16 protein-coding genes and 2 pseudogenes are annotated in these 15487 nt (G+C 62.5%); 11 read left to right on the top strand and 7 right to left on the bottom strand.

Features of this window, described 5'->3' with window-relative positions:
• From RTN46_RS12120 to RTN46_RS12110, 3 genes and pseudogenes are all read left to right on the top strand, one after another.
• Positions 1–116 (top strand): hypothetical protein (locus tag RTN46_RS12120; RefSeq protein ID WP_312181705.1); only part of this gene is annotated, 116 nt, incomplete at its 5' end.
• Complete coding sequence (locus tag RTN46_RS12115) at positions 113–1159, top strand: hypothetical protein (protein WP_312181695.1); 1047 nt, start codon at positions 113–115, stop codon at positions 1157–1159. The genes RTN46_RS12120 and RTN46_RS12115, both read left to right, overlap by 4 nt.
• A gap of 147 nt (positions 1160–1306) precedes the next feature.
• A pseudogene (locus tag RTN46_RS12110) lies at positions 1307–1712 on the top strand (leucine zipper domain-containing protein); the annotation flags it as partial.
• A 94-nt stretch (positions 1713–1806) separates the two neighbouring features.
• Here RTN46_RS12110 and RTN46_RS12105 read toward each other — a convergent pair.
• The 7 genes and pseudogenes from RTN46_RS12105 to RTN46_RS12075 all read right to left on the bottom strand — a co-directional run bounded on the left by RTN46_RS12105 (position 1807) and on the right by RTN46_RS12075 (position 9253).
• A complete protein-coding gene (locus RTN46_RS12105) occupies positions 1807–2997 on the bottom strand; it encodes a hypothetical protein (RefSeq protein WP_312181693.1) in 1191 nt (396 codons plus the stop codon).
• Between the two features lie 25 nt (positions 2998–3022).
• Entirely contained in the window at positions 3023–4135 is a 1113-nt protein-coding gene (locus tag RTN46_RS12100) for a glycosyltransferase family 4 protein (protein ID WP_312181691.1), read from the bottom strand.
• Positions 4136–4549 (bottom strand): DUF2304 domain-containing protein, encoded by a 414-nt coding sequence (locus RTN46_RS12095; RefSeq protein WP_312181689.1) that lies wholly within the window; start codon positions 4547–4549, stop codon positions 4136–4138.
• The gene (locus RTN46_RS12090) at positions 4549–5292 is read right to left on the bottom strand and encodes a glycosyltransferase family 2 protein (protein WP_312181704.1); all 744 of its coding nucleotides are present in this window, start codon (positions 5290–5292) and stop codon (positions 4549–4551) included. The genes RTN46_RS12095 and RTN46_RS12090 overlap by 1 nt, the downstream gene beginning before the upstream one ends.
• Positions 5293–5370: 78 nt before the next feature.
• Positions 5371–7116: a GH25 family lysozyme gene (locus tag RTN46_RS12085; RefSeq protein WP_312181687.1), complete on the bottom strand. Its 1746-nt coding sequence runs from the start codon at positions 7114–7116 to the stop codon at positions 5371–5373.
• Positions 7117–7620: 504 nt separating this feature from the next.
• A pseudogene (locus RTN46_RS12080) lies at positions 7621–8216 on the bottom strand (transposase); the annotation flags it as partial.
• Positions 8217–8368: 152 nt separating this feature from the next.
• Complete coding sequence (locus RTN46_RS12075) at positions 8369–9253, bottom strand: glycosyltransferase (RefSeq protein WP_312181685.1); 885 nt, start codon at positions 9251–9253, stop codon at positions 8369–8371.
• A gap of 183 nt (positions 9254–9436) precedes the next feature.
• Here RTN46_RS12075 and RTN46_RS12070 point away from each other — a divergent pair, with 183 nt between their 5' ends.
• From RTN46_RS12070 to RTN46_RS12035, 8 genes are all read left to right on the top strand, one after another.
• A complete protein-coding gene (locus tag RTN46_RS12070) occupies positions 9437–10684 on the top strand; it encodes a hypothetical protein (RefSeq protein WP_312181683.1) in 1248 nt (415 codons plus the stop codon).
• A gap of 205 nt (positions 10685–10889) precedes the next feature.
• On the top strand, positions 10890–12116 hold the full coding sequence (locus RTN46_RS12065) for an ATPase, T2SS/T4P/T4SS family (protein WP_312181682.1): 1227 nt from the start codon (positions 10890–10892) through the stop codon (positions 12114–12116).
• Positions 12113–12967: a type II secretion system F family protein gene (locus RTN46_RS12060; protein WP_312181681.1), complete on the top strand. Its 855-nt coding sequence runs from the start codon at positions 12113–12115 to the stop codon at positions 12965–12967. The genes RTN46_RS12065 and RTN46_RS12060 overlap by 4 nt, the downstream gene beginning before the upstream one ends.
• Positions 12964–13899, top strand: coding sequence for a type II secretion system F family protein (locus RTN46_RS12055; RefSeq protein ID WP_312181679.1), 936 nt, complete (start codon positions 12964–12966; stop codon positions 13897–13899). The genes RTN46_RS12060 and RTN46_RS12055 overlap by 4 nt, the downstream gene beginning before the upstream one ends.
• Positions 13900–13950: 51 nt before the next feature.
• On the top strand, positions 13951–14181 hold the full coding sequence (locus RTN46_RS12050; RefSeq protein ID WP_312181706.1) for a hypothetical protein: 231 nt from the start codon (positions 13951–13953) through the stop codon (positions 14179–14181).
• An 88-nt stretch (positions 14182–14269) separates the two neighbouring features.
• Positions 14270–14623, top strand: coding sequence for a TadE/TadG family type IV pilus assembly protein (locus tag RTN46_RS12045; RefSeq protein ID WP_312181677.1), 354 nt, complete (start codon positions 14270–14272; stop codon positions 14621–14623).
• A gap of 40 nt (positions 14624–14663) precedes the next feature.
• The gene (locus tag RTN46_RS12040; RefSeq protein WP_312181675.1) at positions 14664–15053 is read left to right on the top strand and encodes a hypothetical protein; all 390 of its coding nucleotides are present in this window, start codon (positions 14664–14666) and stop codon (positions 15051–15053) included.
• A partial coding sequence (locus tag RTN46_RS12035; RefSeq protein ID WP_312181674.1) for a pilus assembly protein TadG-related protein occupies positions 15050–15487 on the top strand: 438 nt, incomplete at its 3' end. The genes RTN46_RS12040 and RTN46_RS12035, both read left to right, overlap by 4 nt.

Here is a 15487-nt window from a genome sequence, read left to right as displayed (position 1 = left end):
CACGCCCCCTGCACAGTCAGCTGGACCTCGAACGGCTGCGCTCCACGGGGTTCACGCCCGCCCCGGCGCACGAACGGCTGGCCGAGTACCTCGCAAACGGAGAGCCTGCGTCATGAGTACCCCCGCCGCCCTGACCACGGTCGCAAGCTATGGCCGAAAGGGCAGCAGCGCCCGCGTTCGGATCTACGAGTGGCTCGACTTCCTTGGACTGGAGGCTCGGAAGTACACCTACACCGATCAAGGTGATAACAGCATGTCAACGCTGGCCCACAACGCGGACAAGGCCTTGGGCTCGGAAGTGGCCCTTCGTCGACTGGCTTCGCGCCGGATTCCCGGGGTGCTGCTGATGAGCCGTGAGGCCTCACCTCTGAGCAACGGTCGGCTGGAGGCACGGCTGCTGAAGCGTGCAGCATCCTCTGTCTATGACTTCGACGACGCGATCTTCCACTCGGCGGCACCGTTTCCTTATAGCCTGTGGCCCAAGGACAAAGTGTGGCGCCGCTCCGTGGAGGCTGCAGATGTGGTTATCGCAGGGAATGATTACCTTGCTGACGAAGCGTCAAAGTACTCACGCAACGTGACTATGATCCCAAGTTGTGTGAACCCTGAGCTGTACCCGAAAAAAACGGACTATGCCCTTAACGAGGTGCCCACGCTTGTGTGGCTTGGGTCTCCTGCAACCGAGCAATTTTTGCGGCCCATCGCCGAGGCCCTGCTGCGGGTACATCGGGTCAGGCCCATTCGGCTGCGCGTGATCAGCGCAGGGACGCGCTCCCTGGGACCATTGGATGGCATAGTCGAACGTGTACCCTGGTCCGAGCAGGGGTTCGCGCGTGAACTTCGTGACGCCGACCTTGGAATCATGCCGCTCGTAGATGAACCGTTTGCGCGGGGAAAATGTGCCTATAAACTGCTGCAGTACGGTGCCGCGGCTCTTCCTGTGATCGGCAGCCCCGTGGGTACGAATAGGTCTGTGCTTGCCGCCATGGGCGGTTCGGCAGCGGACACGCTGGACGGGTGGGAAGCCTCGCTCCATGATTTCCTGGACACCAGCGAAGCCGAGCGTGCCAGCCTCGGAGCCAGCGCCTACTCCACTGTGAGGGAGCATTTTAGCTTCCAGGCTTGGCGGGATGTGTGGCTGGAGGCAGTCCTGGGCTGACGCGGACACCGGAGGCGCTGGGGTCCGAGCTCCCGGCTAGATGTACTGACCACGGACGTTAGGGCAGCTACGGCGAGGCATGGTGACATGAGAAAGACCTCGGGCGAGGTGGAGCTTGTCTAGAGCACTCCAGTCCGGAGGTCTTCCATGTCTCATGCTGATGCCACTCTTACGCCCCGAGGACGCCTGCTCCTGGCGCGCTGCATCGTGGAGGACCAAATGGTCTTCACTACGGGCGGCCGAACGCTTTCAGGTCTCGGCCACGACTGCAGCACGGCGGGCGGCACGCTACCGTGAGCTGGGACCGGCAGGCATGGCCGACCGTTTCTGCCGGCCGCATCACAGCCCGGGCCGGACATGCGCGCGCACCGAGCGACACATCATCAGTCTGCGCGTGAAAAGACGGTGGGGGGCCGGCGAAAATCGGAGACCGGCTGGGCACCCATCCCTCGACCACGCACCGAGTGCTTTCCCGCTCGCTCTGGGACGGCTCACCTGTCAGGACCGGGCCACGGGCAGGGTCATCCGCTGCCACGAACACGCCGCTGCCGGGTATCAAGCGCAAGTTCCCCCGCCCGTACCGGCCCAATCCAGCTCAAAGGCCAGCCGCCAGCCAGCCGCGTGCCTAACCCCTCAGGTCAGTACAGCTAGACGGGCGGTTCGACAGGAACGGCTGCCGTAGCCTGCCGTTTGAGCAGGACGTACCAGAAGACGGAAGATGCCACACTGGCGAAGGTGAACCCCCAGATGGCCCCGGAGAGTCCATTGGCCAGAAGGCCCACGGTGGGCAGGAGAACGCTCAGCACCGTTTGGAAAACGCGTCCGGTGTAGAGCCGGCGCGGCTCAAGCTGGCCACGCGCGCAGACGTAAAAGAAGTGGCCAAACAGGTTCGAGGCTACGAACAACGACGCCGGCAGGGCGAAGGCTGCGACGCTACCCAGAACGGTAGCGCTCAGGAATGTCCGGGGCACCGCGGCGACGAGCACTAGGTAGCAGGCTGCCGAAAGGACCGCAGCGGCTCCTAGCACACCGGCCAGAACCTTAGTGCTGCTGGACGTTTTGGCTGGGACCTGCGAGAGGACGGGCCGGAGGGGATCCAGTAATAGTTGCACGGGTGTAGCGACGCTGGCGATGCCACGGTAGATACCGAAGTTTGCTGGACCCAGAGCCGGTGCGAAGAGAGTCGGTACGACAATGGCCCCCACATCCAGGAGTACGGAATCGGTTAGCAAGGGCTTGATGGTCTTCCCATGCGAACGGATCCAGCTCCCGATACCGTAGGGACGTCCACCCCTGGGTGGCAGAAAGACCAGGGCCCCAACCAGGTTCGACAGCGCCCAGGCCACCGAGAACGGAAGAAGGTCGCTATGCCCCAGTAGCAGCCCCACCGTCCAGCTCGCGATGAAGACGACTACGGTCAGCGCATCCGAGACGGCGGCACGGCCGGGGTGGGCAGAGGCGGCAGTGAAGAAGCGGCCGCCCAGACGGTACAGATTGAAGAGGACAGCGAGCCCCATGGCGATGGCGTTAGCCGTTTGTCCGAAGACGAAGAAAACGACGAGTCCGCCGAGTATGCCCGCGAAGAAGCACAACTGAAGGAGCGCATGGCTGACTTCCCGCCAGCCGTTGGGGAGCATTTGTTTGCGTATCGACCGCGCCCACGTATCGCAGATCACCGAAAGCTCAAGTGACCAGCCAAAGGCAAACATGAGGTAGCCGAGGGAAAAGATGCCGTACTCGGCGGCGTCGAGGGTCAGTAACGCCAGAATTGGAACCAGCGCCGAAGCCAGGGCTCCGCAGGCAGTCTGGAGGAGGAGCTTGAACTTGGCCGCCTTCACCGGCTGCCCCGAAGGCTGTTGGTGCTCAACGCGGTTCCAGGACAGCGACGTATTCCCTGCCGCGTGTAGACCAATCAAAGGATGAAATGAACTCGGCCGGTGCGGCAGGCCAGCCTTCGGCCAGGAACCGCTGCGTTGCGTCGATCCAAGGTGCGTCGCTGTCCTCGTTGACGACAACCACGGCGGGAGTCTGTTCAGCAAGGTGGACCGCAGCAGTCACCGGGGTGCTCACGATAGCCGCCCCAGCTGTAATAGCTTCCAACAGGGTGGTCTGGAAACCTTCGGCTAGTGTCGTCGGGTTCAAAAGGATGGAATCGCTGAGTACCTCACGGATCTCAGGCGCTCGAAGGTAGCCATGCACATGTATCCGGCCCCTAAAGGAAAGCTGTGAGACCGCAGCCTCCAAAGAGGCTCGTTCCGCGCCGTCGCCGATGAAGTGCATTGAGGCGCCCGGGTGGGACGCAAGCACGTCCTTGGCCACGGCGAGGGCACGCTCCCAGCCTTTTCCGGGAACAATCCGGCCGAGGAAAACGAGTTTCTTAGCAGGGACCGCCGATTCGCTGCGGGCAAAGGCATGTACATCGATGGCGTTGTGGAAAACGGTGGCTGTGCGGCCGGAGAGCCGATGCACGAAGTCCTGGGCAGATTCTGAGATGGCTAGAACAGTGGTTGCATTCTTGAGCACGTAGCGGCCAAGAGTCCGGTCCACGAGCTTGCTTGCCAGGCCGACGAACGGGGAGACCCCGCGGACATAGTCCGAACCGTGCTCCGTGTGGATGACGGGGAGCTTCAGCCGTCGGCCAACCCGGACGCCAACGAAGGACATCGGGAAGAACCGAGTGTGGGTAGAGATATGTGTGACGCCAATGGAGCGTAGGTACCGTCCCAGACGGAGTCCAGTTCCCGGCATCGGCCAGGAAAGGACTCCGGCAACCATGGGAGTCGCCCGCAGTCGGACGACGTCGATTCCCCCATCATCCCAGTCTCCGATGTTGCGTCCCAGGGCAACAACAGTTACCCGGATACCCAGACTGGCCAGGCTTTTCGCCAGAGCGTAAACATGCTGCTCCAATCCGCCCACCTTGGGTGGGTAATTGTTGACCAGGAAAGCAATGTGGCGGGGGAGTGGAGCAGACAATTAGTTCCTTTGGTCCGTGCAGTCAGAGTCCTCTGAGGGGCGGTCAATGCTGCGCGCAAGGCTGCGGAGATCATTCTCGAGGAGGGAAACTGTGGTGCGCAGGATGCCCACATCCTCAGCCAGGATCCTGGCTTCTTCCTCCACCGTCGATAGCTCCCAGGACAAATGCAGCGAGACTCCCACCAGCAGGGACAGGGCAACCGCGAAAATGAGATTAGCCGGAACCTGCACTCCGAGCAGCTGGCTTGTCCAAAGAAGTATTTGGGGGAAAGCGGTCAACACGAGTGTCACTAGGCCCAATGACAGCCACAGGATGGCGTATTTTTCCCGCAACTGCCCGCGTCTGAGCATACGGAACACCAGAGCGACCGTGAGGAACGCAAGGATGAAGGTTATTGCGCTGCCTGCTGACATTAGGACTTGCTTTCTGTGGAGGGGATCGCGGTTCGTTTTCGAGTCAGGGCCAGAAGCAACGCCATACCTGAGCGCGCGAGATAGATAGTTGACTTTAGCGGATTGTGGCTCGGTACTCCGGCTTGGCGCGGGCGCATTTCCACCGGCACCTGCGTGACCGAGCAGCCACTTCGGATGGCCACTACGAGCGAGTCGATCGTGTCACCGAGGTACTCTGCCGGGTAGTGCTCAAGGTATTGCCGGATGGCCCTCCGGTTGCCCGCGCGAAAGCCAGAAGTCACATCTGTCAGTTTGGACTTGGCTAGGCGGGACATCACGCCAGCCAGGAATTGCATTGCCCATTTCCTGGGTCCGCGTACCTCATAGCTGCCTCGGTCTGCGAACCGCGCGCCGATGGCGATGTCGGCGCGATCAAGCCCCTCAAGCACCCGGCCGATATCCCGGGGATCATGCTGTCCATCGGCGTCCACCTGGATGACAGCGTCGTAGTCTCGCCAAGACGCGTACTTAAATCCAGCACGCATTGCACCTCCCACACCGAGGTTAAAGGGCAGCGAGAGGACGTTCACTCCGGATGACAAAGCGCTTTGCCGGGTACCGTCGGTTGATCCGTCGTCGACGACCAGGATGTCGCAGTGCGGGGCAGCCTGCTTGATCTCTCGGATGGTTTCCGGGAGGGCCGCTTCTTCATTCCAGGCAGGAATGATCACTAGGGTTCGGGTTATGGAAGGCATCGACGCCATCATACCAATGACTCTCTTAGGTTCCGGCTGGGGATAGGTGCGGGCTGGGGGCTACTGGCGCCCAACCGTGCGTCGGGGTCATTTCCAGATCGATCCGTTCTGGAAATCCTGTCGACAGTCGCCGTTGCTCGTGCAGATCTGGTCTGAGGTTGGGTAGCCGTAGGAACTGTTCTGGCCGCCTGCGGCCCACCAGGCCGAGCGTATGCTGCCGCTGACTCCCCGGGTGCCGTTGGATGGCGTGATGTAGAAGGTCCCGTTTTGGAAGTCCTGAAGGCAGCCGCCGCCCTTGAGCCCGCAGACCTGGTTAGAGGTCGGGTAGCCGTGGGGTCCGTTCTGTCCGCCGGTGGCCCACCACGCAGAGCGGATAGACCCGGTCACTGCCCGGGCAGCGATTTTCGGTGTGGCATAGTATGTCCCGGTTTGGAAGTCCTGGAGGCAGCCGCCGTCCTTTAGGCCGCAGACCAGATCGGAGATGGGGTAGCCGTGGGGTCCGTTCTGTGCGCCGGTGGCCCACCAAGCGGAACGGATGCTCCCGCTGATGCCGCGGGTTCCGTGGGCGGGTGTGGTGTAGAAGGTGCCGTTTTGGAAGTCCTGGAGGCAGCCGCCGTTCACCAGCCCGCAGACCTGATCGGAGATGGGGTAGCCGTATGGGCCGCCCTGTCCGCCGGTGGCCCACCAGGCGGAACGGATGGAACCGCTGACGGCGCGTACGCCGCTGGACGGGGTCGCATAGATGGTGCCGTTTTGGAAGTCTTGGAGGCAGCCGCCGTTCACCAGCCCGCAGACCTGCTTCGAGGTGGGATTCCCCAGTGCGTTGGCGTCCCGGACCGCGCGGAAGCTCTGCGATACGTCAAAACGGGTGGCTGCCTCGAGACTTGCCCAGTCCCCGTTCCATACGTTGGAATCGCCAACGAAGGGACCTGAGCTGCTGTACTGCCAGATGCTATAGGAAGACCACCCACTGGGCAGAGGGCCCGCACCCACGGTGTTGTAATTGGCGATGTGGAGCCGGTGGTCAGCGAACTGTGCCGAGTTTCCGGTGCAGGTTCGCCACCAATCAGTGGTGGTGTAGATCATCGGGAGAACGCCGGTGCGAGCGAGGACGGTGCCGGAGAATGACTCCAGCCACGAGACCATCTGCGACGCCGACAAGTTATAACAGGTGTTGCCCAGCGATGGGTACGGGTTGTACTCAATGTCCAACAGCGGCGGAAGTGTCTTGGTATCCGAGCGCCAACCGCCACCGTTATCCACAAAAAAGTTGGCTTGCGCACTTCCACTTTCGGTAAGACTGGGAATAGCAAAGTGGTAGGCCCCGCGGATCATTCCTACGTTGGCGGAACCATTGTATTGCTGCCCGTAATAGTCGTTCTTGTAGTAGGTTCCTTCGGTCGCCTTGACATAAGCGAACCGCGCTTGCTGGTTCCAAGCCGCAGCCCAATCGACATTCTTCTGGTAGCTGCTGACATCCATGCCTTGGATACCCGAAGGTCGCCAGTTCGCCGCTGGGGAGATGGTCTGCGCAGTCGGTTCAAGGGTAAGGGCAGCCGGTGCCACGGTTGTGTCGGACATCGATACCTCGGACAGGCCGTCCTGCGTGGCTGCCGAGCTTGGGAGTACGGTTTGAGGCTCCGGCAATGTACCGGCGTCGGCGGCTGTACGTAGTTGCTTTTCCTCCGGGGTGGCAACTTGGGGGTTGCCTGTGGTCAGGAGCCGTTCCAGCCCCTGCCCCATATGGGCGCCGAGCGGGCCGACTTCTTCGAGGAGTGATCCCTGGAGCGCATAGGCGTCCGGAGAAGGGGGATCCGGCTGTTGCTCTTCCACAGCCGGATCCACGGAGCGTGGAGTTTCGGCAGGGATGCCGGCGGCGTGGTCGTCGGGGCTGGGGGTGGGGGCTGGCGAAATGGTGGGAGGCAAAGGTGTCTGAGTGCCTTCGAGCGATACTCTTCCCGGAGAGAGAACCCTGCTTTCAGCTGCGGACTTAGCCGAACCGGCATACGCCGGGCTGAGAGAGGCAGAGCAGAGCGCCAACGCGAGCGCAGTGGTACCTATCCGGAAAATTTGGGATTTCTTCAAGGGCTTTCTCCACACCGCACAGAACATAACCAGCAATTTGTTGTTGGACCAGCTAAAGCGTATATGACTGCATATTGGATTCGCCGCGCCCGTTGGGCATGTCCCGAAAGGATTCGCAAAGGGTGCTGTATGCACTGCAAACAGCGCCCTGACACAGCGAACTGGGGTGATTTGGGGCTGCCTCTATGGTTATCGTCAAGCCGCTGAGGGCAGCTGCCTGGGACCCGGGTCTTCGTAACGGGTTCTGTCGCGGAGGTGGGCGGCGGACGCGAAGTGCTTGCCGGTGACTTCGGTGAGGATCCGGGCGCAGGTCCTGACACTGCAGCCGGTATCGAGGTCAGGACCTCGTGATGAGGGTGGGCCTCCACGAGAGCCTCGACCTGGGCCGTGATCTCGTCGTGCTGACGGCGCAGAGACAGAAGCTGCTCGGCTAGTTTCGGCAGCACGATCCCGGCCGCGCCGGTGCCTACGACAACAGCTGTCTGCTCACCCAGGGCGGTGAACATGACGTCGGTGAGACGTTTGGCGGCTCATCGGTCTTTGCCTGGCCGGGGTGCAGGTCCGCGATCCTGCGCATCGCCAGCCCGAGCAGATAACCCACGGTTGCTCCGGCGTCGCGGTCACTGGGGCGGGCAGGGCGCCGATGCTCGCGGGCTGGTCCACGACCACGAGGACGTTCCCGTGGCCGGAAAGGTTGGTGTTGATGTACCGCATCTTCGTTTCGTCGTGTGGCAGGGCTGCGTCGTAGAGCTTTTGCCGGCCCGGTTCAGAGCCACGGCGTGGTGGCCGGTGTTGCCGACGTCCAGGCCAAGGAAAACGTCGATACTCTCGTGCTCCAGAACTATGATGCCCCCCGTCTATTCGCGGTGAGACTGACGTATTGGCTGGTCTGGGCGGCAGGAGTGGCATCCACGTTACGAAGAACCCGTTGGCCACCCATATCCTGCACCAGGAAGAGGCTACGAAAAAGACGACGGGGGCAAATGTTCCCATCGGCAGTTTAAGTAAAGACGTGCCTCACTAGGGGGCCGATGGTCCCGGACATCGGGTGGGCGGTGGCGCGAGCAAGCAGCAGAAGGGCATGGAGACGCGACGTCCAATGTAGATCGGCTGCCAACGCAGCTTTGCCCCAACCCATGGTGCGAAAGCGCTTCGCTTCGCAGCGAAAGAAAGCTTTTTCCTCGGTAAATCGCCGGCCGTCGCCCGCACGTACTGACGAATCGGATTGAGGATGCCGCCGATACTGGAAGACGATGTCGCGTACCACGACCATGGATCCTCCGGATGCGGCGATGTCCATCAACAGGGCGAGATCCTGTACGACGTCGTACTCCTGCTTGAAGCCGAACTTTTGGATTGTCTCGGTTCGCCAAGCGAGAGCCGGAAAATAATGCCAACCTGCATGCAAGAGGCTGGTGGCCATGTCTTGACCGCAAATAGTCAATTCGGGCCGCGGAGAGGGAGCGGCTAACCATTTGACGATGTCCGTGACAGTGGATATTCGGTCGCCGTTGTAGTCGATCACGTCCACACCGGGCTGCACGACAGCGCATTCGGGGTGTGCAACCAGCGCGGCTGAAACAGTCCGTAGGTAGGCCGGGAGCATCACATCGTCGGCTCCCATAATGACGACTATCGGTGCTTCTGCCAGATCCAACGCCTTTTGAAAGTTTCGGTTCGCGCCGAGGTTTGTTCCATTCTGGATATAGGTCACCCTGGAATCCGACATCGATGCGAACCATCGGGCGGGCTCTTCGTCCGGATAGGCGTCATCGAGGACAATCAGGCGCCAGCTCGGATAATCTTGTTTGAGTACGCTTTCGGTGGCGGTTTTCAAGTGGTCAACGTTCCCGTAATACGGGAGCAGCACATCGATGTTCTCCATGGCTTTGGCTTTCCGTCCGGCTGGAGTGGAAACGTGGAGCAAACAAGTGGCCCGCAGGTCTTCCAATTGTGGCGTCTGCATCGTGGCACGCGTAGGGTCTCACCCGGTTTCAGTTGCGTGAGTCCGCATCTAAGGGCAAGCTGAGCCGCAAGTGAAGATGGATTCGTGGCAAGGAGAAATCGAGTGCCCGGCATCGACTCGAAGCAGGCGACGGCGGTCGGCATCGTTTCCGGGTTCTCTGCAGCGTCGGGTTTCTTCATCCTATTAGTTGCAGCCAGGGCGCTCTCAGGGCCTGCCAACGCCGAATTTCTAGCATTCTGGGCTGCGCTTTTTGCCGTCTACGGCGTCCTCAGCGGCGTTACCGCCGAAACAACCCGGGCGATCGGACGACGACGGATGAAGCCGGCTGCCCCACCGGGTGGCTCGATAGCAATGAATGCCTTGATAAGCGGCAGTGTGCTCGCTGGCTTGATTGCGGCTGTGAGCATTTCTTCCAGCATCGGAAGCGCGACCCATCAGTGGCCGATCGTTGCCATTCTGATCTTTACGAGCTTAGCGTTCTCGATGCAGGGAGGCTTAGCGGGCGCCTTGCAAGCTACGGACCAGTGGGGTCCCTACTCCTTGCTCGTATTGATGGAAGCGGTGTTCCGGCTAGGAGCCATAGCTGTGGCGGCGGGTGTGGGCCTGGGATTGCTGGGTCTTGAGACGGCTACCTTAGCGGCACTACTGGCTTGCCCGTTACTTCTCGCCTGCTCGTCAGTAGCCCGCCAATGCATCCGCGCCCATGCGGATGTCCCTTTGCGGGCGCTGCTACGGCGTACGGCGCAGTCGTGTGCCTCTGCTGCCGCCTCCGCTGCTCTTGTGGTCTCGTACCCACTGCTCGTGAAAGTCACTACGGCTCCAGAGGAGTTCGCGCTTTCAGCGCCGGTCCTGTTGGCCATTTCTCTGACTCGGGCTCCGATCATGCTTCCGCTGGTGGCATTCCAGGGTGCCATCATCAACATGGTGCTTAGGGCTGATAACGGTGAAGGATGGCGGAAGCTATCACGCCCGATCCTGGGAGTTATCCTTTTGGGCTTCGGTGGTGCTGCACTGGCCTGGTCGCTCGGCCCCTGGTTTATGACCCTACTCGGCGGTGACTATCGGATCCAGGGATGGGTTCTGGCCGCACTAACCTTATCGGCAGCCGGAGTCGCCGTCCTAACCCTCCTAGGCATGGCCCTCTTGGCTATGGGTAGGCACCGGTCATATATGTTCGGATGGATAGCGGCCTCGCTGTCCGCGTTCCTCCTTCTGATGCTGCCGTATTCTACGGAAATACGCTGCAGCGTAAGTCTGCTGGCTGGCCCGTTGGTGGGAATTGCCATCCATCTTTATGCCCTGACTTCGGTTCCCGCGGGTTTTTGTGGTGATCGCAGCAGGGGGGCGTAGGAAGCGGTGATTCGACCACTTCCTCGTCTTATTGGAGGTCCTGGGCGCAGGCAGGTTAGTCCTGCAGGAAAGGGTTTTCCACATTAGGCACCCTTCACTCTCGTCAGCACGGGCGAAATCTCCTATCCTCACCCGCAGGGCCGCACTGGCCTGCTATATATGTTTCGTTCCCGCAGCCGATCGCTGCGGAGATCCCGGGGGAGCCATGGAAGCGGTGCGTATTGTCGAGGATGAGGTCCGCGAACTCATCCGGGTGCGCGGGCTGGATCCGGCCAGCCAGGTTCCCGAGGTCCGGCGGCTGGTCGAGGCCGCGGTCCAGGACTACGACGAGCGCTCGCTCCTGGGATCGCTGCCGGCGCTGGGAAAACTTGATCAGGCACGGAAAAGAGTGTTCGACGCCGTCGCGGGCTATGGGGCCCTGCAGCCCCTCCTTGACGACCCAACGATCGAAGAGATCTGGGTCAACTCGCCGGGCGAGATCTACATTGCGCGGGATGGCCGGTCGGAACTGACAGCCCTGACACTGACCGCAGAACAGGTCCGGGACCTCGTGGAGCGGATGCTGAAGTCCTCCGGCCGGCGCCTGGACCTATCCTCTCCGTTCGTGGATGCGGCCCTGCCCGACGGGTCACGCCTGCACGTGGTAATCCCGGACATCACCCGCCGGCACTGGGCGGTCAATATCCGCAAGTTCATCGTCCGGGCCAGCCGCCTGGAACACCTGGTGGAGCTCGGGACCCTCACGCCACAGGCGGCGCGGTTCCTGTCGGCTGCCGTGGCCGGTGGCCTGAACATCCTGGTCTCGGGCGCCACCCAAGCCGGTAAGACCACACTCCTCAATTGTCTGGCGGCTTCCATCGGGGCCCGTGAACGGGTAGTGACGGTGGAGGAGATCTTCGAACTCCAGCTGCCCCTGCGCGACGTCGTTGGCCTTCAATGCCGTCAGGCAAACCTGGAGGGCACAGGGGAGATCCCGCTTCGGCGGCTGGTTAAGGAAGCGCTGCGCATGCGTCCCGACCGCCTGATCGTGGGGGAGGTTCGGGAAGCCGAGAGCCTGGACATGCTGATCGCTTTGAATTCCGGTTTGCCTGGGATGTGCACCGTCCATGCCAACAGTGCGCACGACGCCGTCACCAAGATTTCGACGCTCCCGCTGCTGGCGGGGGCCAACATCTCCAGCTCCTTCGTGGTCCCCACCGTGGCTTCCTGTATCGATCTGGTGGTGCACTGTGCCCGGGCCTCCACCGGGCGGCGGGAAATCACGGAGATCCTGGCGGTGGGCCGGCGGGTGGAGAACGGCATTATCGAGTCCTCCCTCGTCTTCCAGCGTGAGAACGGGCGGCTGGTTCCGAGCCCGTCGTCGCTGCCTTCACCGGAGAAGTTTGCACGCGCCGGAATGAATCTCGCTGAGCTGTTGGAACCTGCCGCATGAGCACTATTGCGGGGCTGGTCCTGGGCGGCGGTCTGTACCTTATCTGGTGGTCATGCTGGGTACTGCCGCCCCGAGCCGGGAAGCCGAAACGCAAGGGCAAGCTTGAGGAGCTTCTGGCTGCATCCGGGGTAACCCGCGTGACGCCGTCCGGACTTCTGATCAGCAGCGGAGTCTTCGGGCTGCTGATCCTGCTTGTGGTCTGGCTGCTCACCCGATCACTGGCCATCGGCGCCTGCTTTGGACTTTTTGCCTGTGCTGTACCGGTAGCGGCAGTGCGCTGGCAGGCGCGCAAGCGGAGTGCATCGCTGCTGGAACTGTGGCCGGACGCCGTCGACCATCTCCGTTCGGCGATCCGGGCGGGCATGTCCCTGCCGGAGGCGCTGATCCAGCTCGGAGAAAACGGGCCCCAGGAACTGCGGGCCCCATTCCGTGAATTTGGCGCGGACTACCGGACCGGCGGACACTTCGACGAAGCGCTGGGCAATCTCAAGGAGAGGCTGGCGGACCCGGTAGGGGACCGGATCATCGAAGCCCTGCGCATCACCCGGCAGGTGGGCGGATCAGACCTGGGACGGCTCCTGGGTACACTCGCCGAGTTTCTGCGCGAGAATGCCCGCACCCGAAGTGAGCTTTTGGCCCGCCAATCCTGGACAGTCAATGCTGCCCGGCTGGCCGTGGCCGCACCATGGATCGTGCTTGTGCTCATGGCCAGCCGGCCAGAAGCGGTCGCCGCATACAACACTGCTGCGGGAGCTGTCGTTCTTGTGGCAGGAATGGTGATCTCGGTGGGAAGCTACCGGCTGATGCTACGCATCGGTGCGCTGCCGGCCGATGAACGAGTCCTGAGATGAGTGTGGCCTGGCCTGAGGCTTTCCTTGCCGGCACCGGGCTCGGAATCGGATTGTGGCTCACCGTTGTCCGGCTGCCCTTTCTCCGGCGGCGGACCTTCGCCGACCGCATCGCCCCGCAGCTTCGCGCCACTGCCCACGGCTCACGCCTGCTCACACCAGCCGACGTCACTCCCTTCGGTCCCTTGGAAAGGGTCTTCCGTCCGCTGCTCCGCGACGCCGTCCTGAGTCTGAATAGGATCAATCCGGCTGCTTCGGCGCTTCACCGGCGGCTGGAGCGTTCCGGAAAGGGACGGACCGTGCTGGAGTTCCGCTCTGAGCAGCTGCTGTACTCCGGAGCCGGGCTGCTGGCGGGCGGGGTAATTGGGGTCTGGCTGGTGGTGAACGGACGGGTAGCGGTGCCGGGCGTCGCTGTCCTGGCTCTTGCCGGCGGGGTGCTGGGCTACCTGCTGCGTGATTACCTCCTTACCCGCGAGGTCAACCGGCGAGAGGCTCTGATGCTGGCAGAGTTTCCCAGCCTGGCGGAGATGATGGCCCTGGCTGTAGGCGCCGGTGAGAGTGCCGGAGGGGCGTTGGAGAGGATCACGCGGACAGCACATGGTGAGCTGGCCGGTGAATTTGAGCGGGTGTTGGCGGAAGCCCGCTCCGGCGTCCCATTGCTGAGCGCACTGGCCAATCTCTCCAAACGGACGCAGCTGGCACCGTTGTCCCGTTTCGTGGACGGCATCACGGTCGCTATCGAGCGTGGCACTCCGCTTGCGGATGTTATGCGCGCACAGGCACAGGATGTGCGTGACCTGGCTAAGCGCGAACTCATGGAAGAAGCGGGGAAGAAGGAGATCGCAATGATGGTGCCGCTGGTCTTCGGAGTACTGCCACTGACCGTGCTGTTCGCTGTTTTTCCGGGATTGTCTTTGCTGAGGCTAGGTCTCTAGCAGCCCAGGCCTCCTAACCGTCACCGACCCAAACACAAGGAAAGGGCTCCAATGCACATCCGAAACAGAATCAGTTCCCTCCCTCTGCTGCTCGCCTTGCGCCTGCGCTGCCTGCTGATGGCTGCACTGGTGCCGGGCAAACCCGACCGTGAACGTGGGGACGTGCCAGGTTGGGTGATGATTACGTTGATGTCGGCTGTGCTCGTGGCCGCCATCCTTGCGATCGCGGAACCGGCACTCAAACAGCTCTTTAACGCCGCCATTGCCCAGGTACAGAAGTAGGCAAGGGGCCGGTGGGCCAGAGGGCCCCGGGCCGGGGTTGAACCCCGCGCCGGAAGCGGGCCGGCCCGGTGAGGGTGGGTCAGCGGTCGTGGACTTCGTGCTGGTGGGTGCACTGCTGACGGTGATCGTTGTCGCGGTGGTACAGCTCGCCCTGGTCCTGCACGTACGCAATACGCTCATTGACGCTGCCGCATCAGGTGCCCGATACGGAACCCTGGCGGACCGCAGCCCGCAGGATGGGGTGGAACGCACCCGTGACTTGATATCGGGGACGCTGTCCCCGGGCTTCGCGGAGGGCATCAGCTACTCACATACGGGCGGCGGGAACGCCGGCATGCTCCAGATCCGGGTCAGCGCCCCGCTTCCGATCATCGGCCTGATCGGACCCAGCGGAGGAATTGAGGTGACCGGTCATGCCTACTGGCCTGATACGGCGGATTAGGGCGGCTGCAGGCGACGACGGCGATAGCCGGGGGAGTGCCGTGGTGGAGTTTGTTTTCCTCGGTGTACTGCTGCTGGTGCCGCTGGTGTACCTCATTGTTGCTGCCGGCCAGGTCCAGGGTGCGGCCTATGCGGTGGTGGGTGCCGCGGACCAGGCCGCGAAGGTTTACGCGGCGGCCGGATCGGGCGGATCCCCCGAAGCAGAGGCCCGGTCTGCCGCCGAACTCGCACTGGCTGACTTCGGCTTCGAAGCGGCGGGGATGGACATGGACGTAACCTGCTCAGCCGCCTGCCGTACGCCCGGCTCGACAGTGACAGTCACGGTGGCCTTCGACGTTCCCCTTCCGGTCTTTGCCTCGATCCCCGGTGTTGACCTTGCACCGGTGCGGGTCGATTCGACCTCCATGCAGACCGTTGAGCGGTTCGGATGAGGACAGACCGGGCGGACTGGGAGCCGGAATCCGGGCAGGTGGGCATTCTGGTTATTGGATACGTCCTGCTGGCACTGCTGGTGATCACGGTTGTGGCCGCGGCATCATCGGTTTACCTCGGGCACAAAAAACTGCTGTCGGCCGCCGACGGCGCAGCGCTCGCAGCAGCAGACACCTTTTCCCTGTCGCAGGTCCAAGGATCAGAGGCGGGCTCCGGGAATGCCCCGGCAGCTAGGCTGGACCCCGGCGCCGTGACCGCGGCGGTGCAGCAGTACCTGGCGGAGAGCCGGGCCGCGGAACGGATTAGTTCCCTGGGGATAGCTCCGGAGACGGGAACAGCGGACGGACGGACAGCCCGTGTGGTGCTTTCCGGCGTCGTGCACCCGCCGATTGTGAACTTTTTGGTCCCGGAGGGGATTCCAATCACCGCCGAA

It is taken from the genome of Arthrobacter sp. (genome assembly GCF_031988865.1).
Lineage (GTDB): Bacteria > Actinomycetota > Actinomycetes > Actinomycetales > Micrococcaceae > Arthrobacter_B.
This window is presented reverse-complemented; position numbering and strand designations above follow the sequence as displayed.

Excerpts from the sequence above, each read along its gene's own strand:
- RTN46_RS12055 (WP_312181679.1), top strand. The coding sequence starts at position 12,964 with ATGAGTGTGGCCTGGCCTGAGGCTTTCCTTGCCGGCACCGGGCTCGGA.
- RTN46_RS12090 (WP_312181704.1), bottom strand. The coding sequence starts at position 5,292 with ATGGCGTCGATGCCTTCCATAACCCGAACCCTAGTGATCATTCCTGCC.
- RTN46_RS12075 (WP_312181685.1), bottom strand. The coding sequence starts at position 9,253 with ATGGAGAACATCGATGTGCTGCTCCCGTATTACGGGAACGTTGACCAC.
- RTN46_RS12095 (WP_312181689.1), bottom strand. The coding sequence starts at position 4,549 with ATGTCAGCAGGCAGCGCAATAACCTTCATCCTTGCGTTCCTCACGGTC.
- RTN46_RS12060 (WP_312181681.1), top strand. The coding sequence starts at position 12,113 with ATGAGCACTATTGCGGGGCTGGTCCTGGGCGGCGGTCTGTACCTTATC.
- RTN46_RS12050 (WP_312181706.1), top strand. The coding sequence starts at position 13,951 with ATGCACATCCGAAACAGAATCAGTTCCCTCCCTCTGCTGCTCGCCTTG.
- RTN46_RS12115 (WP_312181695.1), top strand. The coding sequence starts at position 113 with ATGAGTACCCCCGCCGCCCTGACCACGGTCGCAAGCTATGGCCGAAAG.
- RTN46_RS12065 (WP_312181682.1), top strand. The coding sequence starts at position 10,890 with ATGGAAGCGGTGCGTATTGTCGAGGATGAGGTCCGCGAACTCATCCGG.